This window comes from Stappia sp. ES.058 (assembly GCF_900105595.1).
GTDB lineage: Bacteria > Pseudomonadota > Alphaproteobacteria > Rhizobiales > Stappiaceae > Stappia.
This window is the reverse complement of record NZ_LT629784.1, coordinates 3,154,878-3,178,291: the sequence shown is the minus strand read 5'-3', so window position 1 is coordinate 3,178,291 and position 23,414 is coordinate 3,154,878. Positions and strand designations below refer to the sequence as shown.

Below are 23,414 nucleotides of genomic sequence, written 5' to 3'. Positions count from 1 at the left end.
GTGACGGCGCGCCGCAGGAAAACCGGCATGGCTCTCCTGCGGCGCAGGGCATTTTCGCAAACTGCTTATGGCGCCGGAGGGGGAGGGAGTTGAATCCCCTGTTTAGGGGTTATTGTTCGATATCAGACCCTTGCCGAGCCAGAGAGCCATCAGGCTGGACCGGCTGGAAACCCCGTATTTGCGGAAGATCCGCTTCACGTGGTCGTGGGTGGTGTGCGGGCTCTGGTTGTTCTGGCCGGCAATCTGCTTCTCGGTCATGCCGAACAGGAGCCCCTGCAGCACCGTCTTTTCCGTGGGCGTCAGCGGAGACGACGCGACTCCGACACCTTCGCCCAGCAGCTGGTGCTTGTAGAACCAGCGGATCCCGCGCAACGCATGAAAGACCAGTGCCTTGTCCTCGCGGGAGAACGGCGTCTTGTCGAAGCTGCGATGGAAGCCGATCTGCACTTCCGCATTTGCGCTCACGGGGATGCCTGCCCAGATGGAATCCTGCCGGTCCAGGGCCTTGTAGTAGCGCTGGTAGGACGGCCCCGCGAACCAGTCCGGGTTCGCCAGTTCGTTCAAGAGCAGCACCCTGTAGCTGCCAGCCAGTTCCACGTTTCGGATGGTGGTGATGTCCGGCTGGCCCTTCTCCATTTCCTGGAAGGCCTCGTCGATCGCCTGGCTGGTGTTGGCGCAAGGCTTCAGGGTGGACAGTGTCCGCGGGCGCCATCCCTTCATCGGGTCGTCGGCCTGGCTCCAGCTCAGCCGCACGCAGCCGATCCAGTCCGCATTCTGGGCATCCACCAGGGTGCTGATCTGTTCGAGCAAATACATGCGAGAGGCCTGGATGTTGACGGCATCGAAGTCGGCAAGGCCATCCCAGAGCGCATAGACTTTATCGAGGCTTGGCAGATCGAGGGACATGGAGGGTCCGCAAATGGAAGGATAGGCAGGGGCGACACATGCAATCACTATCGATTTCCCCGTGGAATATCAAAGGGCAGAGTGCGTCGCCGGATCCTTGTCAACACGCTTGATGATCATCCGCGGCGCATGATGGCCGGCGGTCTTGTTTCCATCGCGGATGGTCCGGCGTCAGGCGGCTTGCTTGACGAACCAGGCGAACAGGTCCTGCCCCCTTGGGGAAAACGGCATCAACTCCGGATGCCACTGAACCCCAAGCAGGGGTGGCCCGGAGACGGCCTCGATCGCTTGCATGATGCCGAATTCGTCGCGTGCCGAGATCCTGAGTCCGGGGCGAGGTCCTTTACCGACTGGTGGTGGAGCGCGTTGACCTTGCACGCTTCGCGCCGAAAGATCGACCATCCCTCGATTCCGATGCGCCTTGGCGCATCAAGACGGCCGCCATCGTCGTCCTTTTGCGTGGGCGCCTGAGGAGTGCTCCGGCCCGAAGCTTGTTCATCCGTCATTGTGGCTCCCGCTTTGGCTGTCCGGGTGTAGCTCGACAATCGCAAAAAGATTCCCGCCGGTCTTGTTGCAAAAAAAGGCGCTGTCCTTCGCTTCGTTTCGATAAGGACAAGGCTGATGTATTCAATCTGGACGATCATTTCTCGAATGGAGTCGCAGGTTCGGGAAATTCGCGTTTTGCGTCTTTGGAAAGGAGTTTGCCATGTCGGATACCCCCAAGGGCGAACGCCAGGCGAAACTGGATGAACAATTGACGCTTGCAGAGACCATTCGCCGCGACGGCGGCCGAGCTGGCGGTGACCTGCAGAAGGGTGTCGCGATCCGCGACCACAAGAAACGGGCGTTCGAACGGCCCGCCGGAGCGACGCGTGTCGAAGGGCGTCATGAGGGCAAAACGGCGAGCCCTGCGTCCCGGGTCCGGTAAGGATGCCACCGGTCGCGGCGGGTTTTCGCCGTGGCCGGTTTTCCTGTGCCTTGCCGACACGCCTGAGAACGGACCTGCATGTCAGACAGTCAGGATGCCCGACTCGCAAACGACGCGATGAACATGGCGGTCGGGCAACGCAAGTCGCGTAACGTTATCCACCATTCCGACAGTCATACGATTGGTGCCAGTTCTCGGGTGGTTTGACTCAAACACCGATCGACCATTCGCTGGGTCGGTATGTTTACGACAACGCGATGAGCGAGAGCTTCTTCGCCAAGCTGGAGTGCAAGTTGTTCGACCGGCGCAAGAGCCGTGGTCGTTGCGCCGGCCGAGGCGGGAAACAGTGGCCGGGAAAGGACGTGCCGTCCGGGTCTATCGGCTTGATAGGGTGTCGGACGGCGGTTTCTTGATCAGGATCGCCCCGGCTGCGAGGCCCAGCCATATCAGGAGGGTCACGATCCCCAGTGCCGCGGCGATCGGGCGCTCGAAGAAGCCCCAGAGGTCGCCGCGCGCGATGGTCATGGATGTGGTGAAACTCTGTTCCACGAGGGGACCGAGAACAATGCCCAGGATGATGGGGGCGATGGCAAAATCACGCGATTGCAGGAAATAGGCGATCACGCCGAGGCCAAGCATGATGCCCACGCCGAAAAGCGTGTTGTTGATCGAATAGGAGCCGACCACGCAAAACAGCAGGATCGCAGCGTTCAGGTAGCTTCGCGGCACCTTGAAGAGATTGCGCGCAAGTCTGGCGGCCAGATAGCCGAAGGGGATCAGCAGCAGGTTCGCCAGAACGAAGACAAGCAGCACGGCGTAGAAGTTCTGTGGATTGATTGTCAGAAGCTGCGGTCCGGGCTGCATACCCTTCATGAAGAGCACGCCGACCGCGATCGCGGTGACGGCATCGCCCGGGATCCCGAAGACCATTGCCGGGATCCAGGATGAGGACAGGGCGGCATTGTTGGACGCGCCCGCCTCGACGAGGCCCTCCGGATGACCCGTGCCGAATTTTTCCGGTTCCTTCGAGGTTCGTTTGGCGAGCGAATAGGTGATCCAGGCACCCAGATCGCCGCCAATACCAGGAAGCGCGCCGATGATCGAGCCGACGGCCGCGCCGCGAAACAGGTTGAGCCGGTAGCGGCTGAGCGCCGCCCCGACACCGGCGAAAGGGTTTGCGACCTCGACCTGCGGCACGGATGACGGCCCCTCGCGGCCATTGCGCAGGATTTCGGCGAGGGCGAACATTCCGATCATTGCCGGAATGAAGCTGATGCCTCCGGAAAGCTCGGCAATGCCGAAGGTGAAACGGGGCTGGCCCATCAGGGGATCGAGCCCGATCTGGGCGATGAACAGCCCGAGCAGAAGCGACAGCATGCCCTTCGCCACCCCGCCATGGGAGACGACAACGGCGCAACTCAGACCGAGAATCGACAGCCAGAAATATTCGAAGCTGGAAAAATTGAGCGCGAAGCGGGCCAGAAACGGTGCCGCGACAAGAAGCGTCGCGAAGCCGAACAATCCGCCGAAGGTGGCCGCGCAGATGCTGATCCCGATGGCGAACCCTGCCCTGCCCTTTCGGGTCAGCCCATAGGCGTCCTCGACATATGCGGCAGAGGCCGGCGTGCCCGGGATCCGCAGCAGTGCGCCGGGGATATCGCCCGCAGTGATTGCCATTGCCGTACAGGAGATGATGGCCGCAATCGCGGGGACCGGGTCCATGTAGAAGGTGAGCGGAACCAGGAGTGCTGCCGCCATCGTAGCGGTCAGGCCGGGCATGGCGCCTACGAACAGCCCGAAGGCGGAGGCGAGGAAAATGACGGTCAGGGTCTCTGCGTTGAAGACCAGCCCTGCCGCAAGCGCGAGTGCGTCCATCATCTCAAAATGGCCCTCTTGGCAGGGGAACGCGCAGTCCGTAGGTGAACACGATGTACACGGCGATGGTGGCCAGGAGCGCAAAGGCGAGAGCGCCCGGCCAACGGCCGCCGCCAAGTCGTACCAGGAATGCGGAAAACACAAAGCCGCTTGCAAGGAAACCGATAATGGGCATGGCGAAGATCAGGACCAGGAGGGCGACGACGACCGTCATTGCATAACGCGTTGGAAGGGCTTGTTCGCCGGCGTCCTGGCCGGAGTGGGGGGCGAGGGTTTGGCGGCGCGCTGCGCGCGCCGCCGCAAGAGCCATCACGATGCCGAAGACGATCATTCCCGTCCCGGTGATCTTGGGGAAAAGCCCCGAACTCACCGCCATGCCGGGGAAGGTGCGAAACCCGCTGGCCACCATGAAGATGGCCGATCCGAGACCGGCGAATGCCAGTCCGATGACCAAGTCCGCCGTGTGCCCAATGCGCATGGAGTCACCCTTTCAATCATCCAGGTGCCGCGAGATGTATCCCCTATTTGCCAAGACCGGCAGCGGAAATCGCCGCTCCGAATGCTTTGCCACGGCGCTCGAGATAGTCGGCGAAGTCCGCTCCGCCCGCCCAGACGACACCGTAATTGAGTGCGCCCATCTGGTCGCGGAAGGCGTCGCTGGCGACGATTTCCCCCAGTTCGGAGGTCAGTGTGGCGGTGATGTCTTCGGGCATGCCAGCCGGGCCCCCCACACCGCGCCAGCCCGCAATCGAGAATTCGATCCCGAGCGCGTCGGTCACGGGAGGAACATCGGGGTGCTTGGGATTGGGCGCGCTGCCAAGCGTCGCGAGGGCACGGATCTCCCCGGCGTCCATCAGGGCCTGTGCTTCGGGAAACTGGACGACGGCGACGTCGATCGCGCCCGACGCCAGGAGTTGAAGTGCAGGCGCTCCGCCTTCGGCGGGCACCCAGCTGCTCGCGGCGCCGTCGAGACCAAGCCCCTGAACCATCGACACCCACGACAGGTGGTTCACGCCGCCGAAGTTGGCACCGCTCGCCTGGATCGCCTGCGGATCGGCCTTCACGGCCTTGGCAAGGTCGGCGATGGTCTGAAAATCGGAGTCTGCCTTCACGAAGACTGCGGACGGGTCGGAATTGTAGAGACCGACGAGGGAATAGTCGGTGGCATTGAGATTGGCGGAGCCGACGGCCTCGTACATCGAGAGTTCCGTCGTAAGAATGCCAATCGTATATCCGTCCGGGTTTGCGTCCTTGATGGCCGTGTGCCCGACGATGCCGCCGCCGCCGGTCCGGTTGACGACATTGAACGGCTGGCCGAGCCTTTCCTCCAGCATCGTCGCGATGATCCGCCCGGTGGCGTCGGTGCCGCCGCCTGCCGACCAGGGCACGATCACGGTTACCGGACGGTCCGGAAAATCGGCAAGCGCTGTTGCGGATGCGGCTGCGAGGCCGAAAACGGCCAGTGCGGTCGTGAGTGCGGTTCTCATGGGTCTCCTCCAGGCTCCCTGTTCGACGATCCTCCATCGTCGTTGGCATGGGCTTTCATCGTTCCATGAAATCCCATATTACGGAATTAACAGTGATGACATGTCGATGCAAGCATCATGTCCGGTGAATGTTTATTATGCTGATATAAAAGGAATAATTTAGTTTTTTATGTTGTGAAAGCTGATATTGCCGCCGGCAATTGACAGGTGTCTAGCCCAGGTATACGAAGAACAAAGGTCTTTTTCCCCGTATTGTGGGATAAGATGATTTGGCGAGGTGGCGGCAAGGAGTTTGCCGGGCGCCTATCGCTGTAACTCGGAGGGACGGATGGTCAATAAAATCGCTGCATCGGTACGGGACAAGCTAACGGGCATCATGCCGCCCTTGTCCATGCCGTTCGACGACACGGGAGCGCTGGTCCCCGAGGCGCTGGCGCCGCAGATCGATTTCATGGTGCGGGCCGGCGTGAGCGGCGTTGTCGCGGGTGGGTCGACCGGCGAGGGGCATACGCTTTCCGATCAAGAGTTCGCGACGGCCATGCGTGCGGCGCATGATGCGCTGGCGGGCCGTACCAGCTTCGTTGCCGGGTTGATCGTGAATTCGACGCGTGCGGCTGTCGAGCGCATGCGCATGCTCGACGGGCTTTCCATTGACGCGCTGCAGGTGACGCCTGCGCATTATCTCTTCAAGTCCTCGTTCGAGGCCACCGTGGCGCATTTCCGGGCGATCTACGAGGAAACCGGCATCCCGATTCTGATCTACAACGTCATTCCCTGGAACTATCTCAGCGTCGACGCGATGTTGCAGATCATGGACGAGGTTCCCGGCGTTGTGGGAATGAAGCAGAGTTCCGGCGATCTGAAGTCTGTGTCCGATCTCCTGCTGAAGGCCAAGCCGGAGAATGTTGTAACCAGCGGCATCGACGCGCTGCTGTATTCCGGTTTCGCCCTGGGAGCTCATGGGGCGATCAGTGCGCTCACCTGCGCCCTGCCGAGCGTGACCGTTCAGCTCTATGATGCGGTTCAGCGCGGCGATCACGCAGCCGCGCTCGACATGCACTTCAAGTTGAACGAATTGTGGAACGTCATGCCGCACGACAATCTGCCGGCCTGCGTGAAGTATATCCAGCACCGGCAGGGTCTTGCGCTTTATGGGCCGCGTGCGCCGATGGATCCGGTGTCTGCGGCGCAGAAGGCCGCCATCGATGCGGCGGTCGAGCCGTTGCTCGACCTCGCCCGGAAAGCGGCGCCGGCCGCGTGATCGCGCAGGGCGACGGTCGTGTCAGGCCGGCGCCCTGCCTTTCCTGCCGGAGGGGGCCGGGTCGGTCTTTCCGGTGTAGCCGAGTTTCGCCGAGAGGGCGCCGGCGTGGAGCTTCACTGTCTTTGCGATCTCCTCGACGGCACCGGGGGTGAGTTCCCAGGCTGTGCCGCTGACGCTGATGGCGGCGAAGGCCTTGCCTGCTTCGTTGAAGATCGGCACCGCGACGCAGCGGATCCCGATGTTGTGTTCCTGATCGTCGATGGAGTAGCCGCGCTCGGCAATCGTTGCCAGCTCGCGATCGAAGGTGCTCCGTTCAACGATCGTGGAGGGCGTGAACCGGGTGACCTCGCCCGCGAATACGCGGTCGATCGCTTCGCTCGGCTGGTAGGCGAGGACCGCCTTTCCGACTCCGGTGCAATGTGCCGGTGCGCGTTCCATGAGGTTCAGCGATGTGGAGAGTTCCTTTGCCGAGCCGATCTTGCGCACGACCAGCACGCCTTCGCCATCGAAAACCGCGAGGTGAACCGACATGCGGGTGATGCGGTGGAGCTCTTCCATTGCATCGACGGAAATGCGGTGGATGTCCATGCTTCCGAGAACCGTGCTGCCAAGGCTGAAGAGTTTCAGGCCAAGCCGGTAGCCGCCGCGGCGCTTGTCCTGTTCCAGCAAATCGGCCGAGCGCATGGACGACAACAGCCGGTGCGCGGTGCTTGGTGGAATGTTCAGACGACTGGCGATCTCGCTGACCGAAAGGACGTCATCAAGGATCGAGAAACAGTCGAGAACACGCATTACCTTGTGAAGTGACTTGATGCCTTCTTCCGGGGTCGTTTTCTTCATGTCGCATCGTTCGTGACTTGGCCGCGTCTCGCGTTTGCGCCCGTGGCAGGGGCCGAGATCTGGCTGGGTGTCGCTGCTTGCACCATTGTCGTCATGCTGTCCCTGACAGTTTACGCAAAACCTAGTTTCGCGCGGTGGTCTTGTAAATCTGAGGAGCCGCCGACCCGTCTCTGTGTGTCTGGTTGCGGATGCCTTGGAATGCTACTTTTCAATTCAATTTCCACTATATGGATTAATTTGTCCATTGCTCTCACAAAAATACGTATTTTTTGCCTAATTTGCCGAGTTATCCTTGCAAAAAGGAATTTTAAATGATTTTCTGGCCCGCATTATGGAATAAGTTGATTGGCGTCCCGATCATGATGGAGCCGATCCGCTTTTTCCGGGTTCATTCGTGCGGCGATCTGGAGGGGTAAATGCAGGCGGATGCGCCGTATACGGACAAGGCACTTGAGCGTCTCTGCGAGGATCTCGGTCAGATCTTGGGTCTCTCGGTCGAACGGCGGCCATCCGTCTGCGCCCAGTATTCCAGCGGCGAGGGGATGCCGTTTTCCCGAATTCCGGATGTTGTGGTTTCGCCGCGCCGCACCGACGAAGTGGCCGCCGTGATGTCCGTTGTAGCGTCCGCCGGTGTGCCGGTCACCTGTCGCGGCGCCGGGACTTCGCTGGAAGGGCAGGTCGTGCCGGTCGCCGGCGGTGTCGTTCTCGACCTGTCGCAAATGAACCGGATCGTGGATGTGTCGTCGGAAGCCCTGGACTGCACCGTCGAGGCCGGCGTGACGCGCAAAGACCTCAACGCCCATCTGCGGAACACCGGCTTGTTCTTCCCGATCGACCCGGGGGCCGATGCCACTATCGGCGGTATGGTCTCGACCCGTGCGTCCGGAACGCAGGCGGTGCGCTACGGAACGATGAAGGACAACGTCATCGCCCTGAAGGTCGTAATGCCGGACGGTCGGGTGATCCGCACGGGAAGCCGGGCCCGCAAGTCCGCAACAGGCTATGACCTCACCAGCCTGTTCGTCGGCGCGGAGGGAACGCTCGGCATCGTTACCGAAGTCACGCTGAAGCTGGCTCCGCGGCCGTCGTTCCAGCTTTCCGGGATCTGCCAGATCGATGACCTTTCCGCAGCCCTTGCGGTCATTTCCCAGGCATTGCTGCATGGGCTCGAGCCGTCGCGGATCGAGTTGCTCGACGCCGTGCAGACCGGCGCCTGTGCCCGCTATTCCCGGCTCGACGCGCTGCGGGAAACCAACACGATCATGTTCGAGTTCGCCGGTGACGAGGCGGACGTGCGTCGCAGGGCCGGGGAGTTTGCCGCGATCTGCCGGGAGGAGGCTGGCGTATCGCCCGATTATTTCGACACGCCGGAGATCCACTCGCTCTACTGGGGCGCGCGTGAGCGCTGCTACGAGGCGGCGCTGGCGCTTGCGCCGGGCAAGAAGAACATGGGCACCGATGCCTGCGTGCCGCTCGACCGTCTTGCCGACTGCATCCTGGCAACCAAGCGCTTTATCGACGAGGCGGGGTTGACGGCGCCGCTCGTCGGCCACGTCGGCGACGGCAATTTCCACCTCGGCATTCTGTTCGATCCGGAAGATCCGAAGGAGACCGCCCGTGCCGAGGCGCTTTGCGAGCGCGTTTCGATGTTGGCCATCGAGCTGGACGGGGCTTGCTCCGGCGAGCACGGCATTGGCCTGCACAAACGACATCTGCTGGACCGGCAACACGGCGACGCGCTCGCGGTCATGCGAGCGGTCAAGGCCGCGCTCGATCCGGCATCCCTGATGAACCCGGGAAAGATCTTCCCGGGGTGATGGCCGTCTGACGGTCCCCAACCGCGCGAGCGGAAATCCGACAACAAAGAACGGGAGGAAATGAGATGAGAAAGTTCGCAACCGGTGCCGCCCTGGCGCTTGTCATGGGGCTTGCGGTCCCCCAGGCGTCAGCCGAACAGACCGTGCGCGCGGCCTGGGCCGACCCCAACGATGCCCAGATCGCGCCGACCTCGGCCTTCATGCAGGTCTTCGAGGCCTCGCTCGAACGCTTCTCGGGCGGAGAATTCGATGTCGAGTTGTTCCCCAACGGGCAACTCGGGGATCAGGCGGCGACCGTCCAGCAGGTTCGTCGCGGTGACATCCAGTTCGCCAATGTGGTGTCCGGCGTCGTTGCGTCGCTGCTCTACGAGCGGCTGAGCGTGCTCGACATGCCCTATCTCTTTGCGTCGCGTTCGCATTTTCGCGCGGCGATGGATGCCGATACGCCCTTCATTTCCAAGCTGATGGACGATGTCGCCGAAGAGACCGGCGTGCGAATCCTGTTCCTGCAGCCCTACGGTTTCCGCAACATGACGACGAGTTCGACCCTGGTGAAGGGCCCTGCGGATCTCGACGGTCTCAAGATGCGGACCATGAGCGTCGTGCCGCACCAGAAGATGATGGAGTCCCTTGGTGCCACGCCGGTGCCGATCCCCTTCCTCGAGCTCTACACCAGCCTGCAGACCGGGGTGGTCGACGGTCAGGAGAACACACCGGCCAATATCGTCATCCAGAACTTCGATCAGGTGCAGGGCTACATGAGCGAAACCCAGCACGTGATGACGACGGCGGCCTTCATCACCAACGAGGCATGGTTCCAGGGGCTTTCGGATGACGAGCGCACCGCGATCCTCCACGCCGGCGAGGAAGCCATGCTCGCCTATGACGGAACGGGCGCGGTTCAGGACATGCTTTCCGTCGCCAAGATCCGGGACAAGGGTGTCGAGGTCTACACGCCGTCCCCCGAGGAGGTAGCGATGTTCCGCGAGGCCGTTTCTGGCCCGACGCGGGCCTGGGCGGAAGAGAACTTCGGCGAGGCGTTCGTGAGTGACTTCTTCGCCCACATGGCGGAGTTCGACGGCAAATTCTAACCGCGTTCGACTGTGTCGTTCAACCGGGGGCGGGCGACCGCCTCCGGTTCTGGCCGCAAGGATTTCCGATGTTTCCCAAACGTTTGAAAACGGTTTGCCGTCGCGCTGACCAGGCGCTGCAACTCGCCACCGGCGTCATGGTGGCGGCATCGCTTCTCGTGATGTTCGCTTGCGTACTCTACCTCGTGGCGGGCCGGTACTTCTTCGGGCTGTCGGTGTTCTGGGGCGAGGAAGTCGCGCGCTACGCCATGATCTACATGGCGTTTCTGGGAGCCTCCACGGCGTTGCGCGCCAACCAGCATCCGCGCCTGTCCCTGCTGTTCGAGATCTTGCCCGGCGGCGCGAAAGCGCTTGTGCGCGCGCTCATCAACCTCGGACTCGTTCTCGTCTCGATCATCTTCATCGTCTACGGCTACGAGTTCTTCTCCTTCGACGGCATCATGCGCACGCCGGCCTTGCGCATCCGCTACTACTGGGTCTTCGCGATCATCCCCGTCGGCGGCGTTCTTCTTCTTCTGCACGTCATGGCCGCGCAATTCTTCCCGAGCCGGTTCATGATCATGGGTGGCGACGACCTTCCCGCGGAGGCGAAACAATGAGCCCCTTCGTCGCCATGCTGCTGTGCTTCGTGGCCCTCGTTGCGCTGAGCTTTCCGCTCGCCTTTTCGATGCTTCTCGCCTGTGCGCTCTATCTCGTCATGTCGGGAAATTCGCTGACATTGCTCATTCAACAGCTTTTCAGTGGTCTCGACATCTTCACCATCATGGCGATCCCCTTCTTCATGCTGGCCGGCGACCTGATGGTGGCCTCGGGCACGGCGGACAGGCTGTTGCGGTTTGCCCAGCTTCTTGTCGGGCGGCTCAAGGGCGGTACCGGATATGTGAACATCGTCGCCAGCATGTTGTTCGGCGGCTGTTCGGGATCGGCCATCGCCGACATCGCCGCCCTTGGACGCACGCAGGTGCGCATGATGGAAAAGAGCGGTTTCACCCGCGAGTTCAGCGCCGCACTGACCATCGCGACCTCGATCAAGGGGGCTATCATTCCGCCCTCGATCCCGCTGGTTCTCGTCGGCGCCGTCTCCGGCACCTCGATCGGCGGAATGCTGATCGGCGGACTGGTTCCCGGATTGCTGGTCGGGATCACGCTTGCCGTCGCGGTGTTCTGGACGACGCGTCATACCGTGCTCGCCAAGAGCGAACCGCTCAGCCGGCGGGAAAAGCTGAAGGTCGTGATTGAATCGGTTCCGTTCCTGATGATGCCGGTCATCATTCTGGGTGGAATCCTGTCGGGCGTCTTCACGCCCACTGAAGCCTCCGCCGCCGCTGTCGCCTGGGGGTTCGGCCTCTGGCTGATCGAGCGCAAGGGTCGCCCCGATCCGCGCGAACTCTTTCTGATCCTGCTGCGCAGCGGCACCTTGTCGGGCGCGGTGTTGCTTCTCACCGGCGCGGCGAATGTTTTCTCATGGATCCTCGCCACGGAGCAGGTCCCGGCGCAGATCGCCACGCTGGTGTTCTCGTTCACGGACGATCCGATGCTCATCCTCCTCATCATCATGGTGTTCCTGCTTTTGTGGGGAATGGTGATGGACATGTTGCCGGCGATCTTCATCGTCATCCCGATCCTCTTGCCGTTGGCCACCGAGATCGGGGTCGACCCGGTTCATTTCGGGGTGATCTGCACCTTCAACCTGGTGATCGGCCTGATAACGCCGCCTTACGGAACGGCCCTTTTCACCGGTTCCATTGTCCTGGGCATGCCGATCGAGCGGATCGTCCGGAACATCTTCCCGTTCTTCTGCGCGGCTGTGTTCGTGCTGCTCATCATCACCTACGTGCCGGAAACCGTTCTCGCCCTGCCGCGCGCCCTGGGGCTGCTGTGAACCTTTCGGGTCCGCCGTTCGAGACAAGGAGATACTCATGACCAAGATCATCAACGCGTCCGCAGATTATGTGGACGAAAGCCTCGAGGGCCTGTGTCTCGCTCATCCTTCGCTCCGGATCGTCGGCGACGAAGGCCGCGTCGTGGTGCGCGGCCGCGCAAAGTCCGCCGGCAAGGTCGGGATCGCCTCCGGGGGAGGGTTCGGGCATCTGCCGTTGTTTTGCGGGTATGTCGGAGAGGGGCTACTCGATGCCTGCGCCGTCGGCAATGTCTTCGAAGGACCGACCGTCGGCACGTCGCTCGACAGTATCCTGCATGCCGATACCGGAGCAGGTGTGCTCTGCCTGATCGGAAACTACGGCGGCGACCGCATGAATTTCGAGATGGCGGGCTCGATGGCCGAAGACGATGGCATCCGGAGCGAACTCGTTCTCGGCACCGACGATGTCGCCAGCGCTCCGGAAGACCAGATGGAGAAACGCCGTGGCGTCGCGGGGCTTTTGTTCGCCTACAAATGTGCGGGCGCGGCCGCGGAAGAGGGACGGGACCTGGAAGAGGTGGCCCGCATCGCCCGCAAGGCCGTGGACCGCACGCGGACGATCGGCTTTGCGCTGGCACCCTGCCTGATGCCGGGGCGCGATGCGCCTGCCTTCGAGGTCGCATCCGGAACCGTCGAGTTCGGCATGGGCATTCACGGCGAGCCGGGTCTTTGGCGCCAGCCGTTTTCCTCGGCGGATGCGATTGCCTCGGAGATGGTCGACAAGCTCATGGCTGAAAAGGTCTCGGAAGCGTCCTCGCGGGTGGCCCTGCTGGTCAACAGCCTCGGAGCTTCTCCCTATGAGGAGCTTTTCATTCTCCATCGCAGCGTTCGAACGCTCCTGAGCGCGCGCGGCATCGATGTGGCGCGGGTCATGGTCGGGCCGTTCGTGACCTCGATGGAGATGGCCGGGGCCTCGGTGAGCCTGTGCTTCCTTGATGAGGAGCTCGACACGATGCTCGCCGCGCCGGCGACTTGCCCGTTCTGGACGGTGTCCTGACATGGAGATCACAGCGCAGGACATCAGCGCCGCCATTGTCCGCATTCAGGCCGGGATCGATCCGCTGGAGCGCCGTCTGAACGAGGCGGATTCCCATCTCGGAGACGGGGATACCGGCACGATGCTGGCGCGCCTGATCGGCGTCATGGCCAACCAGCCTGCTGAGCCGTCCGTGTCGGTCGGGGCATACCTCCTGCAGCTCGCGAAGGCGGCGGCCCGCTCCACGGGATCGAGTTTCGGCACCTTGATCATTGCCGCGCTGATGGCGTCGGGCCGGGCAACGAAGGATTGCGACAGCATCGCGCCAGGCGACGTGGCCGAGCTTGTCGGGGTGGCCCGCAAGGAAATGATGGCGCGATCCGGGACCGGAGAAGGCGCAAAGACCGTGATTGACAGTCTGGCAAGCCTCGAGGCGGGGACCGCCGGCGCCGTTTCGCGATCCGACCTGACGCAGCGGTCGATGGCCGCCACGGAGGCGGCGCTGGAGGCGTTTCGGGCGCTGCCCTGCCGCGTCGGGCGCGCCCGAATCCATGAGGCCCGTTCAATCGGCAACGACGACCCGGGGATGCTCGCCGTGGCGCTGCTCGTGAGCGCTGCCGTGGGCGCGCGGTCAGAGCCCGTCGGCAACGCCGGCTGACGTCGCTTACAAGCTCCAACCCGAAAGGATACGAAAATGCTCATGTACAAGCACCTGATTGCCGGCCAATGGGTGGACGGCGAGGCCGGGGCTGCGGGGAACATTGATGCAGCCTGTGCCGCGGCCGAAGAGGCGGTCTGGAGTTTTGGCCACTCGACCCGGGCTGACCGGGTCTGCTTTCTGGAGGCAATCGCCGATGAAATCGAGGCCAGGGGCGAAGAAATCACACGTACCGCGGCTGCCGAGACGGGATTGCCGGACGCCCGGTTGGAGGGGGAGCGCGGCCGTACGACCGGTCAGTTGCGCCTGTTCGCCCGTCTGATCGAAGCCGGGGGGCACCTCGACGTTCGCGACGATTCCGCGTTGCCGGACCGGCAACCCGCTCCGCGCCCGCGCCTCAGCCTGGTGCAGCGGCCCATCGGTCCCGTGGCGGTCTTCGGCGCGTCGAACTTTCCGCTTGCGTTTTCCGTTGCCGGCGGCGACACCGCCTCGGCGCTGGCCGCCGGCTGTCCGGTGGTGGTGAAGGGCCACCCTGCGCATCCCGGCACCGGCAAGCTGGTCGCTGAGGCAATTCTTGCGGCGATCGAGGCGCAGGGCATTCATCCCGGCGTCTTCTCCCTCGTCCAGGACGGCACGCGTGAAGCCGGGCAGGCATTGGTGACCCATCCGCTGATCCGCGCGGTCGGGTTTACCGGGTCGCTTGCCGGAGGGCGGGCCCTCTTCGATCTTTGCGCGGCGCGGCCGGAACCAATTCCGTTCTTCGGGGAACTGGGAAGCGTGAACCCGATGTTTCTCCTTCCCGAGGCCGTGGCCGAAAGGGGCGGACAGATTGCATCCGGATGGGCGGCTTCGCTGACACTGGGCGCGGGACAGTTCTGCACCAAGCCCGGCATTGCAATCGTGGGCGCCGGGTCGGATGCCGATGCCTTTGCCAAGGACGTTGTCGCGGCTCTGGCCGAGGCCGACACGCAGGTGATGCTGACCGATGCAATCGCGCAAGGGTTCCGCGCAGGACGAGACCGCGTTGCGGATAGCGCCGGTGTCGAGGAGCTGATTTCGTCCCCATGCGATGATCGTTTCGCAACACCCTGTCTCTATCGCACCACCGGCAAGACCTGGCTCGATACCGAAGAGCTCGGAGAGGAGGTTTTCGGGCCGCTGGGGTTGATCGTCGAGGTTGGTGACATGGCGGAGATGCGCCGGGTCGCTGAGAGCCTCAAGGGTCAGCTGACCTGCACGATGCATTTCGATGCCGCCGACACGGACACCGCACGCACGCTTTTGCCGGTGCTTGAGCGCAAGGCCGGCCGCGTGCTCTCCAATGGGTTCCCGACCGGTGTCGAGGTCTGCGACGCGATGGTCCACGGCGGCCCCTATCCCGCCTCGACGAATTTCGGCCACACCTCCGTCGGGACCCTTGCCATCCGGCGTTGGCTCCGGCCGGTGTGCTACCAGAATATGCCCGATAGCCTTCTTCCATCGATGTGAGGTAGGGGGCGTTCAGGCATTCGTTGCGGAATTGGTCGTTGGAGCTCGGCAAACCACGCGCGGGCCCTGACCGTCGCAATCGCCCGACCCTAGCGTGTCGGGCGGTTTTCAGCCTGCGCCAACTGGCGTGAATTCCAACCGGGCTCAAGTCGCGGCTGGACGAACGTTCATCGGCTGGTCAAGTCGGTCTCCTTCGTTTCGTGCCGTTACTTCCGGATGCTCCCGCGCCAGACCATCCGAGATGAAAGGGTGACCGTTTGCGGCTCGTCGTTGGGCGCCTCGGACAAATAGGTTACGGCCGCGTCGGCAATCTCATCAATCGGCTGACGGAACGTCGTCAGGCTGTAACTCTCCCATGCCGCCTGCTCGATGTCGTCGAAACCGATCACCGACACGTCTTCCGGCACGCGCAGCTTGAAGCGCTGGCGTGCCGCATCGACGACCCCGCAGGCGATCAGGTCGGTCGCGCAAAAGATACCGTCAGGACGGTCGGCCATCGTCAGCAGTTGCGTGCCCACATCGAGACCCGTGCGGTAGGAGGTCATGCCGCTCGCGCACTCGACGATCTGCACGCCGGCCTCTGCAGCCATCGCCCGAAACCCGACACCCCTTGCCACCAGGCTGGGCGTGCCGGCCATCGAAGATGCAAATGCCGGGCGTTTGCATCCGGCTGCAGCGAGCGACACGAAAGCCTGGCGCCCGGCAACAGCATCATCCAGATGAATGCGCAGCGCCCCGGGGCGCTCCTCCTCCCGGTTGATGAACACGAGTCGCATGCCATTGCGCAGACAGATTTCGGCCAGGGAGGCGTCCGGCATGCCCGACAGGATGATTGCGGCTTCGGTGCGGTAGGAAATGGCCTTCTGCAGCGCCCGTGCGACGCTCTCGTCCGAACGATCGGTATTGATGAGCATGCCGACCTTGCCTGTCTCTTGAAGGCGGCTCGACAATGCCGCCAGCAGTGAGGCGCGATACGGCGACTGGATTTCGGCGGCAATCAGAGCAACGAGACCCGTTCGCGATGTCAGCAAGCCGCGCGCAAGATTGTTGACCTGGTAGCCCAGCTTCTCGGCTGCGGCGTAGACCTTCGCTTTTGTCTCGGCAGAGACGGAGGCACCGGGAGTGAACGCGCGCGAAACGGCTGTGCGCGATACGCCCGCCAGTTCGGCAACATCCTTTGCGCTCACCTGGTGCCTTGTCATTTCAATGCCTTGCAAAGCTGTGCACGTTTCGGCCCGAAGAAAGATACACTGTTTTCATATCATTTTATTGACAGGACGCGATGGGAAATTCAATGTAATGCACAGGTGTGCAATTCACCTGTCCCTGTCATAAGGGGAAATTGGGAGGAAATCATGAAACTTTTGAAATGCGCCCTTCTGGGCGCTCTCGTCACGTTGCCCGGCGCCGCGGTTGCCGCTGAACTCAACCTGATTTGCTCGGCCGATGTCGTGATCTGCGAGAGGCTGGTCAGCGAATTCGAGGGCGGTCATCCCGATATCGATGTCAACATGATCCGGCTGTCGTCGGGCGAGGCTTATGCCAAGGTGCGGGCCGAGGCCCGTAATCCGCAGACCGACCTGTGGTGGGGCGGCACCGGCGACCCGCATCTTCAGGCCGGCCAGGACGGGCTGAGCGCGCAGTACAAGTCGTCGATGCTGGACGAGCTGCAGGACTGGGCACAGGGGCAGGCCAAAGTCTCTGACTATCACACGGTCGGCGTCTATTCCGGTGCGCTCGGCTGGGGCTACAACACCGAGATCTTCAAGGAAAAGGGCATCGACGCGCCGAAATGCTGGGCGGACTTGCTGGATCCGGCGCTGAAGGGAGAGATCCAGATTGCCGACCCCAACTCCTCGGGAACCGCCTATACGACGCTTGCGACGCTGGTTCAGCTGATGGGGGAAGACGAGGCCTTCGATTTCCTGAAAAAAATGCACGCCAATGTGTCGCAATACACCAAGTCCGGCAGCGCGCCGGTCAAGTCGGCGGCCAGGGGCGAAACCGGACTGGGCATCGTTTTCCAGCATGACGCGGTGGCGCAGGCCGTCGCCGGTTTTCCGGTCGCAGTCGTCGCGCCTTGCGAGGGAACCGGGTACGAGATCGGATCGATGTCCCTGATCGAGGGGGCGCAAAACCCGGAGCCGGCCAAGGTCTTCTACGACTGGGTCTTGACGTCGGAAGTCCAGAACATGATGCCCGAGGCAGGCTCTTTCCAGATCCCGTCCAATGCCAAGGCGACCCCGCCCGCGGAGGCACCGGATCTGTCCACGATCAAGCTGATCGACTACGACTTTGCTGAATACGGCAGCGCAGAACGGCGCAAGGCGCTTCTTGCGCGTTGGGATGACGAAATCGGCTCACTGCCGCTTCAGTAGATCCTGCTCGCGGCGGACGGCCCCTGGCCGTCCGTCCCTGCCTATTCTCTCCCATCGGACGGACACATGACCTCCAGAGACAACCGCAGGCTCGATCTGATCCTGGCGGCGGGCATCTTTGCGCTTGTCGCACTGCCCTGGTACCGCATCAGATCCGGCTTCTTCAGCCTTGAATGGTTGCCCGACTTCATTGCATCCGAAAAGCTCTGGCCCGGTCTTGTCCAGGCTTTGACGGGGAACTGGCAGTTCTGGCCGATCCTCGGGCTCATCGCGGCAGCGGTCTATCTGCGGGCAACACGCATGCCCGGAGAGCGCGGCAAGGCGTTGATCGTGATCGGTGTGGCGGGTCTCTTGTGGATGGTCAGCGAAGGCCTGGCGCTGGGATTGCGCGGCTGGAACTGGGGATTGCTCGAAGCAACCTTCGGACCCGCCTCCGGCCAACCCGCCTTTGGCGCCGGGGCACTTGTTCTGGTTACGACGTTTGCTCTTCTCATCGCCTTCGGTGCAGCCGAACGCGGGGCTTTGAAAGGCGACGCCTTTGTTCTGGGCGCCATTGTCCTGCTCGTTCTGCTGGTGACGATTTTCGTCTTCTATCCCCTCGTCTCGATGTTCACTGGCGCTTTCCAGGAATTCGACGGTTCGTTCACGACCGAAGGCGTACGCCGTAACATCGTTGATCCTAAGATCTGGTCGCTCGCCTGCCTGGCAGGCGGCAATTGCGGGGTCGCATGGCGCACCTTCTTTCTCGCGATCTGTACCGCGACCGGTACGACGCTGCTCGGGCTGGCATTCGCCCTGGTGGCGACCCGCACGCGGTTCCGGTTCAAGAAGTCCCTGCGCCTCCTGACCGTTCTGCCGATTATCACGCCACCTTTCGTGGTCGGCCTCGCCCTGACGATGCTTCTGGGCCGCTCGGGCACGTTGACGAACTTGATCGATACCGCCACGGGTTGGGAGCTCGGACGCTGGCTTTACGGGCTTACCGGCATCTGGATTGCCCAGATGCTGAGTTTCACGCCGATCGCCTTCCTGGTTCTCATCGGTGTGGTCGAGGGGATCAGCCCGTCCATGGAAGAGGCGAGCCAGACACTGCGGTCGGATCGCTGGCGGACTTTTCGCAAGGTGTCCCTGCCACTGATGGCACCGGGTCTTGCGAATGCGTTTCTGATCGGTTTCATCGAATCGATGGCAGACTTCGGCAATCCGCTCGTTCTCGGAGGGTCCGGCGGAGTTTTGTCGACCGAAATCTTCTTTGCCGTCGTCGGGGCGCAGAATGATCCCTCACGCGCGGCTGTTCTGGCCACGGTTCTGCTGATCTTCACCCTCTCGGCGTTTCTTGCTCAACGGTTCTGGCTGACGGGTCGCAACTTTGCCACGGTGACCGGCAAGGGAGACGGCGGCCGGCACATCACCCTGCCGCGGCGGGTCGCCCTCCCGGTGACAACGGTGGCCGTGCTCTGGGCCGCCTTCACCATCACGGTCTACGCCATGATTGTCTTCGGAGGCTTCGTGAAGGTCTGGGGGCTCGATCACTCGCTGACGCTTGAACACTACGTGCGTGCATTCGGCGTTGGCTGGGAGGACGGCATTCGCTGGACCGGCGTTGCGTGGGACAGTTTCTGGACCACCATGGAAATCGCCCTGCTCGCCGCACCGCTGACGGCCGCCGTGGGGCTTTTGACCGCCTGGCTGATCGTGCGCCAGAATTTCCCCGGGCGCTCGGTCTTCGAGTTTGCGCTGATGATGAGTTTCGCCATCCCGGGCACGGTCATCGGCATCAGCTACATCATGGCCTTCAATCTCCCGCCGCTTCAGATGACGGGAACCGCCGCGATCCTGATCGCCTGCTTCGTCTTCCGCAACATGCCGGTCGGCGTTCGCGGCGGCGTGGCTGCCATGAGCCAACTCGATGGCTCGCTGGACGAGGCGTCCCTCACACTCGGGGCGGGATCCAGCCGCACCATGCGCAAGGTTATCCTGCCGCTCATGCGTCCGGCCATTCTTGCCGCGCTGGTCTACAGCTTCGTGCGGGCCATCACGTCGATCTCTGCGGTGATCTTTCTTGTCAGCGCCAAATACAACATGGCCACGGCCTATATCGTCGGACTGGTGGAAAACGGGGAATATGGCATCGCCATTGCCTACTCCTCGGTCCTCATTCTCGTGATGATCACGGTGATCGGCGGTTTCCAGCTGCTCGTTGGCGATCGCCGTATCCGCCGCCGGGAGGATGCCGTGTCCTCTGTCTCACCCATCGAAAAGGAAGCAACCGCATGACGCAGCCAAGAGGCGCCGTTGCGTTTCGCAATGTGCGGAAGAGCTTTGGCGAATTCACCGCCATCGCGGATCTGACGCTGGATATCACACCGGGTGAACTGGTGACCCTGCTCGGTCCCTCAGGGTGCGGTAAAACCACGACCCTACGCATGCTTGCAGGCCTTGAAAGCCCGACCAAGGGGCAGATCCTGATCGGCGGCGAGGACGTGACGCGGCTTCCCGCCGACCGGCGTGACGTGTCGATGGTCTTTCAAAGCTACGCCCTGTTTCCGCACATGAACGTGGGACAGAATGTGGCCTACGGGCTGGAAGCGGGAGGGCAGCGTCCGGCCGAGGCGCGCCGGCGCGCGGAAGAGGCTCTTGATCTGGTGGGACTGTCCGGGCTTGGCGAACGGCTTCCGGCGGAGCTTTCCGGCGGGCAGCAGCAGCGCGTTGCCGTCGCTCGCGCGCTCGTGCTCGAGCCGCAGGTTCTGTTGCTGGATGAGCCGCTTTCCAATCTCGATGCACGCCTCCGGCGAAAGGTTCGCACCGACATTCGCGAACTGCAGCAAAGGCTCGGGTTCACGGCCGTGTATGTCACGCATGACCAGGAAGAGGCCCTGGCCGTGTCCGATACGATCGTCGTCATGAAGGATGGCAGAATCGAACAGATCGGGACCCCGCGCGAGCTCTACGAATCGCCTGCCTCGGAATTCATCGCCGACTTCATCGGTGAAGCCAATGTGGTCGAGGGACGGGTGCTTACGGTGGAAGGGGACATCGCGCAGGTCGAACTGGGAGGAATTGCCTTTCCGCTGCCCGCTCGCGGGGCAACTCCGGGTCCGGCCCGCCTGTCGCTTCGCTCCAACGCGCTGAAGGTAAGAACCACAGGCAGCGGCATGGCTGGCACGATCGCCTCTTCGGCCTATCTTGGCGATCACGTCGAGTACGAGATTGACGGCCCTGTCGGACGCATCTTTGTCATCGACGATGAGAGCGAGACGCTGCTTCGCGCCGGTACCGAAGTATCGCTCGAGGTTCGCCCGCGTGGCATAGCCCTTATCCCCGGTGCAGCATGACGGGTTCGAGTGCATCTTTGGATCGGCTCACCGTGGCGATCGAAGTGGCCCGACGTGCCGGCAAGCTGGCGCTTGACCATTTTTACGCGCGCGATGCCTTGGTGATTGAACAAAAACGCCATGTAACGGACCTGGTGTCGGACGCGGACCGGGATGTGGAGACACTGATCCGGAAGGCCCTGGATGAGGCCTTTCCCCTCGATGCGCAGTTGGGCGAGGAACACGGCATGAGCGAAGGCAGCTCCGGACTTACCTGGGTGATCGATCCCATCGACGGAACGGCGCCGTATCTGCACGGACTGCCCGGTTGGTGTGTTTCCATCGGCGCCTGCGACGAGGAGGGGCCTGTCCTGGGGGTGATCTATGCGCCGGTCCTGAACGAGCTCTACGTCGCGACGCGCGGCAAGGGTGCGTTCCTGAACGGAGAGCCGCTTCGTGTCCTCGACGGCGATCTCAGGTCCGGTCTTTTGGGCGTCGGCGCCAACGACCGGGTCGACAGCGCGCATGTCGGGCGAATGCTCGCCGAACTGATGGAGGCGGGCGCCGCCTGGGTGAGATACGGGTCGGGAGCCCTGATGCTGGCCTGGGTCGCGGCGGGGCGGCTTGTCGGCTATGCCGAACCGCGCATGAGCGCCTGGGACTGCATCGCCGGCTATACCCTGATCAATGAGGCCGGTGGGCGCGTGCGCGCCTTTCCCGACGGCGATGGATTGCTGCTTCCCGCTCCGGTGCTCGGTGCCTCCGCAGGGGCCTACGAGGAACTCGATGAGATCTGTGGTTTCGGCAGGTCACCGGAGTGGTAGCGACCCGCACCGGGTTTGCCGGCGCAAGTGTGCGCCGGTTGGGACTTGGCAGAATTCGGCCTGCAACGCGCAGCGCCGGTCATGCCGGTCAAGCGACGACATTTCACATGTCCGGATATCAGTTGTCGGGTCGAACGGCGGTCCAGATGGTGTGCCGGGCGCCGCGCCTGGTGTGGCTGGCGCGCACCGTTCTTGCCATTGCGTCGAACCCGCATCGGGAAAGCCGTTTCGAAAAGGCCTCGCTGGGAGCTGCGGACCAAACGGCAAGGACCCCGCCAGGGGCCAGCGCCCGACGGGCGCGATGCAGTCCCTTGTCTCCGTAGAGCGCTGCGTTGTCTGCGCGCGTCAGCCCGTCGGGCCCGTTGTCAACGTCAAGCAGGATGGCGTCGAACGCCTGAGTCGCTTGTTTGATCATGCCGCCGACGTCGCCTGTCTTGACCTTTACGCGCGGGTCCGAAAGACACTCCCCGAAGACCGCCGCCATGTGCTGCAGCGCCCAGTCGGTCAGTTCAGGCACAATCTCGGAGACGGTCAGACATGCGTCGGGCGGCGTGATCGCCTGCACCGCGCGAAGCGTGAACCCCATGCCGAGGCCCCCGATCAGCACGCGCGGCGCCGGTCGATTGCCGAGCCGGTCCAGTGCGAGGGTGGCGAGCGCCTCTTCCGACCCGCCGAGCCGGCTGTTCATCAGTTCGTTTCCATCCTGGAGGCGGATGGAGAATTCTTCTCCCCGTCGCAGCAGCTTGAGCGCGCCTCCCTGCGGAGTGACCGCCGTCGCAAGATGTATCCACGGCAGCATGAGCACTCCCAATCTTAGACTCCGGACGATCGAGGTTTCGTTCCGGGTGTTGATGGATCGGATCGAGGGTGAATCGGTCCGGTTCTGAAATTCATTTTTGCAGATGACCTGCTATGGCGTGAAGCCTTTTCAATGTCGTCAGGCGTCGTGCGACTGTATCGGCTTCGACGTCGCGGAAGCGCTTGAAGGGGGCGTCTTCGATGGTGCAGTCCATCCGCCAGACCTCTCCGATCGTCCACGAACGGGTGATCCTGGTGAACCCTGCGCTTGCGCCGGATCGTGATCGTCGGCGATTTCATTTCGCGGTATATAGGATCTATTGTCCGGCGGGATGCCAGAGTCGTATCGAGAAACGGCATCCGCGGTAACAAATGACGGAATTTGAAAATTGACAACGCTTTATGTCGATGCGGACGCCTGTCCGGTAAAGGGTGAGGTGGAGCGCGTGGCCACACGGCTGGACCTCCCGGTGGTGCTTGTTTGCAACGGTGGCATACGACCGTCACGCAATCCGCTGGTCTCCCTTCGGATCGTCGCAGAGGGGCCGGATGTGGCCGACCAGTGGATTGCAGCGAATTGCGGTCCCGGCGATGTCGTGATCACCGCGGATATTCCGCTTGCGGACCGGTGTCTCAAGGCCGGGTCGCATGTGCTGCAACACGATGGACAGATCCTGAACGCCTCCAACATTGGCGGGCGGCTCGCAACCCGAGACCTGATGCAGGATATCCGTGCCGCCGACCCGTTCCACCAGGGGGGCGGAAAGGCCTTTTCAAAGGCCGACCGGTCCCGGTTTCTGCAGGCACTCGACAGGCTGGCAAGGCGGGCGATGCACGATTCCTGAGCGGCGG

The 23,414-nt window shown here is 62.8% G+C and carries 22 protein-coding genes; 14 read left to right on the top strand and 8 right to left on the bottom strand.

All coding sequences use genetic code 11. The features are described from left to right. Positions 1-102: 102 nt before the first annotated feature. Positions 103-906, bottom strand: a complete 804-nt coding sequence (locus BLU32_RS14795) for a helix-turn-helix transcriptional regulator (RefSeq protein ID WP_093808188.1) — start codon at positions 904-906, stop codon at positions 103-105. 171 nt (positions 907-1,077) lie between these two features. Beyond that, entirely contained in the window at positions 1,078-1,308 is a 231-nt protein-coding gene (locus BLU32_RS22195; RefSeq protein ID WP_208976896.1) for a gamma-glutamyl-gamma-aminobutyrate hydrolase family protein, read from the bottom strand. A gap of 304 nt (positions 1,309-1,612) precedes the next feature. Here BLU32_RS22195 and BLU32_RS21850 point away from each other — a divergent pair, with 304 nt between their 5' ends. After that, a complete protein-coding gene (locus BLU32_RS21850; RefSeq protein ID WP_157727694.1) occupies positions 1,613-1,834 on the top strand; it encodes a hypothetical protein in 222 nt (73 codons plus the stop codon). 375 nt (positions 1,835-2,209) lie between these two features. Here BLU32_RS21850 and BLU32_RS14780 read toward each other — a convergent pair whose 3' ends face one another. From BLU32_RS14780 to BLU32_RS14770, 3 genes are read right to left on the bottom strand one after another with little or no spacing between them, the layout of a single operon-like run. Beyond that, positions 2,210-3,712: a tripartite tricarboxylate transporter permease gene (locus tag BLU32_RS14780; RefSeq protein WP_244501714.1), complete on the bottom strand. Its 1,503-nt coding sequence runs from the start codon at positions 3,710-3,712 to the stop codon at positions 2,210-2,212. Position 3,713: 1 nt separating this feature from the next. Continuing rightward, entirely contained in the window at positions 3,714-4,187 is a 474-nt protein-coding gene (locus tag BLU32_RS14775; RefSeq protein WP_093808184.1) for a tripartite tricarboxylate transporter TctB family protein, read from the bottom strand. Between the two features lie 43 nt (positions 4,188-4,230). Then, on the bottom strand, positions 4,231-5,196 hold the full coding sequence (locus BLU32_RS14770; RefSeq protein ID WP_093808182.1) for a tripartite tricarboxylate transporter substrate binding protein: 966 nt from the start codon (positions 5,194-5,196) through the stop codon (positions 4,231-4,233). A gap of 328 nt (positions 5,197-5,524) precedes the next feature. Between BLU32_RS14770 and BLU32_RS14765 the strand changes: the two genes are divergently transcribed. Next, positions 5,525-6,457 carry a dihydrodipicolinate synthase family protein gene (locus BLU32_RS14765; protein ID WP_093808180.1) on the top strand — a complete coding sequence of 311 codons (933 nt, stop codon included), beginning with the start codon at positions 5,525-5,527 and terminating at the stop codon, positions 6,455-6,457. 21 nt (positions 6,458-6,478) lie between these two features. Here the strand turns inward: BLU32_RS14765 and BLU32_RS14760 are convergent, their stop codons facing one another. After that, positions 6,479-7,297 (bottom strand): IclR family transcriptional regulator, encoded by an 819-nt coding sequence (locus tag BLU32_RS14760; protein ID WP_093808179.1) that lies wholly within the window; start codon positions 7,295-7,297, stop codon positions 6,479-6,481. Positions 7,298-7,713: 416 nt separating this feature from the next. Between BLU32_RS14760 and BLU32_RS14755 the strand changes: the two genes are divergently transcribed. The 7 genes from BLU32_RS14755 (at position 7,714) to BLU32_RS14725 (ending at position 15,248) form a co-directional block, all read left to right on the top strand. Next, complete coding sequence (locus BLU32_RS14755; protein WP_093808177.1) at positions 7,714-9,114, top strand: FAD-binding oxidoreductase; 1,401 nt, start codon at positions 7,714-7,716, stop codon at positions 9,112-9,114. 65 nt (positions 9,115-9,179) lie between these two features. Further along, positions 9,180-10,205 carry a TRAP transporter substrate-binding protein gene (locus tag BLU32_RS14750; RefSeq protein ID WP_093808175.1) on the top strand — a complete coding sequence of 342 codons (1,026 nt, stop codon included), beginning with the start codon at positions 9,180-9,182 and terminating at the stop codon, positions 10,203-10,205. Positions 10,206-10,273: 68 nt separating this feature from the next. Then, on the top strand, positions 10,274-10,804 hold the full coding sequence (locus BLU32_RS14745; protein ID WP_093808173.1) for a TRAP transporter small permease: 531 nt from the start codon (positions 10,274-10,276) through the stop codon (positions 10,802-10,804). Further along, positions 10,801-12,087 carry a TRAP transporter large permease gene (locus tag BLU32_RS14740; protein ID WP_093808171.1) on the top strand — a complete coding sequence of 429 codons (1,287 nt, stop codon included), beginning with the start codon at positions 10,801-10,803 and terminating at the stop codon, positions 12,085-12,087. The genes BLU32_RS14745 and BLU32_RS14740 overlap by 4 nt, the downstream gene beginning before the upstream one ends. Positions 12,088-12,124: 37 nt before the next feature. Next, positions 12,125-13,123: a dihydroxyacetone kinase subunit DhaK gene (locus BLU32_RS14735; protein WP_093808169.1), complete on the top strand. Its 999-nt coding sequence runs from the start codon at positions 12,125-12,127 to the stop codon at positions 13,121-13,123. A 1-nt stretch (position 13,124) separates the two neighbouring features. Further along, complete coding sequence (locus tag BLU32_RS14730) at positions 13,125-13,760, top strand: DAK2 domain-containing protein (RefSeq protein ID WP_157727693.1); 636 nt, start codon at positions 13,125-13,127, stop codon at positions 13,758-13,760. Between the two features lie 36 nt (positions 13,761-13,796). Beyond that, positions 13,797-15,248, top strand: coding sequence for an aldehyde dehydrogenase (NADP(+)) (locus BLU32_RS14725; protein ID WP_093808165.1), 1,452 nt, complete (start codon positions 13,797-13,799; stop codon positions 15,246-15,248). Between the two features lie 206 nt (positions 15,249-15,454). On the opposite strand, the gene BLU32_RS14720 is transcribed toward BLU32_RS14725, so the two are convergent. Further along, positions 15,455-16,450 (bottom strand): LacI family DNA-binding transcriptional regulator, encoded by a 996-nt coding sequence (locus BLU32_RS14720; protein WP_093808163.1) that lies wholly within the window; start codon positions 16,448-16,450, stop codon positions 15,455-15,457. Positions 16,451-16,603: 153 nt separating this feature from the next. On the opposite strand from BLU32_RS14720, the gene BLU32_RS14715 reads away from it, so the two are divergent. From BLU32_RS14715 to BLU32_RS14700, 4 genes are all read left to right on the top strand, one after another. Beyond that, complete coding sequence (locus BLU32_RS14715; RefSeq protein ID WP_093808161.1) at positions 16,604-17,626, top strand: ABC transporter substrate-binding protein; 1,023 nt, start codon at positions 16,604-16,606, stop codon at positions 17,624-17,626. A 66-nt stretch (positions 17,627-17,692) separates the two neighbouring features. After that, entirely contained in the window at positions 17,693-19,903 is a 2,211-nt protein-coding gene (locus tag BLU32_RS14710) for an iron ABC transporter permease (protein WP_093808159.1), read from the top strand. After that, positions 19,900-20,961, top strand: a complete 1,062-nt coding sequence (locus BLU32_RS14705) for an ABC transporter ATP-binding protein (protein WP_093808157.1) — start codon at positions 19,900-19,902, stop codon at positions 20,959-20,961. Before BLU32_RS14710 ends, BLU32_RS14705 begins: the two co-directional genes overlap by 4 nt. Then, complete coding sequence (locus tag BLU32_RS14700) at positions 20,958-21,764, top strand: inositol monophosphatase (RefSeq protein WP_093808155.1); 807 nt, start codon at positions 20,958-20,960, stop codon at positions 21,762-21,764. The genes BLU32_RS14705 and BLU32_RS14700 overlap by 4 nt, the downstream gene beginning before the upstream one ends. Before the next feature lie 118 nt (positions 21,765-21,882). Here BLU32_RS14700 and BLU32_RS14695 read toward each other — a convergent pair whose 3' ends face one another. Then, on the bottom strand, positions 21,883-22,563 hold the full coding sequence (locus BLU32_RS14695; RefSeq protein ID WP_093808153.1) for a spermidine synthase: 681 nt from the start codon (positions 22,561-22,563) through the stop codon (positions 21,883-21,885). A gap of 388 nt (positions 22,564-22,951) precedes the next feature. Here BLU32_RS14695 and BLU32_RS14690 point away from each other — a divergent pair, with 388 nt between their 5' ends. Then, a complete protein-coding gene (locus BLU32_RS14690; protein ID WP_093808151.1) occupies positions 22,952-23,407 on the top strand; it encodes a YaiI/YqxD family protein in 456 nt (151 codons plus the stop codon). The last annotated feature ends 7 nt before the right edge of the window (positions 23,408-23,414 follow it).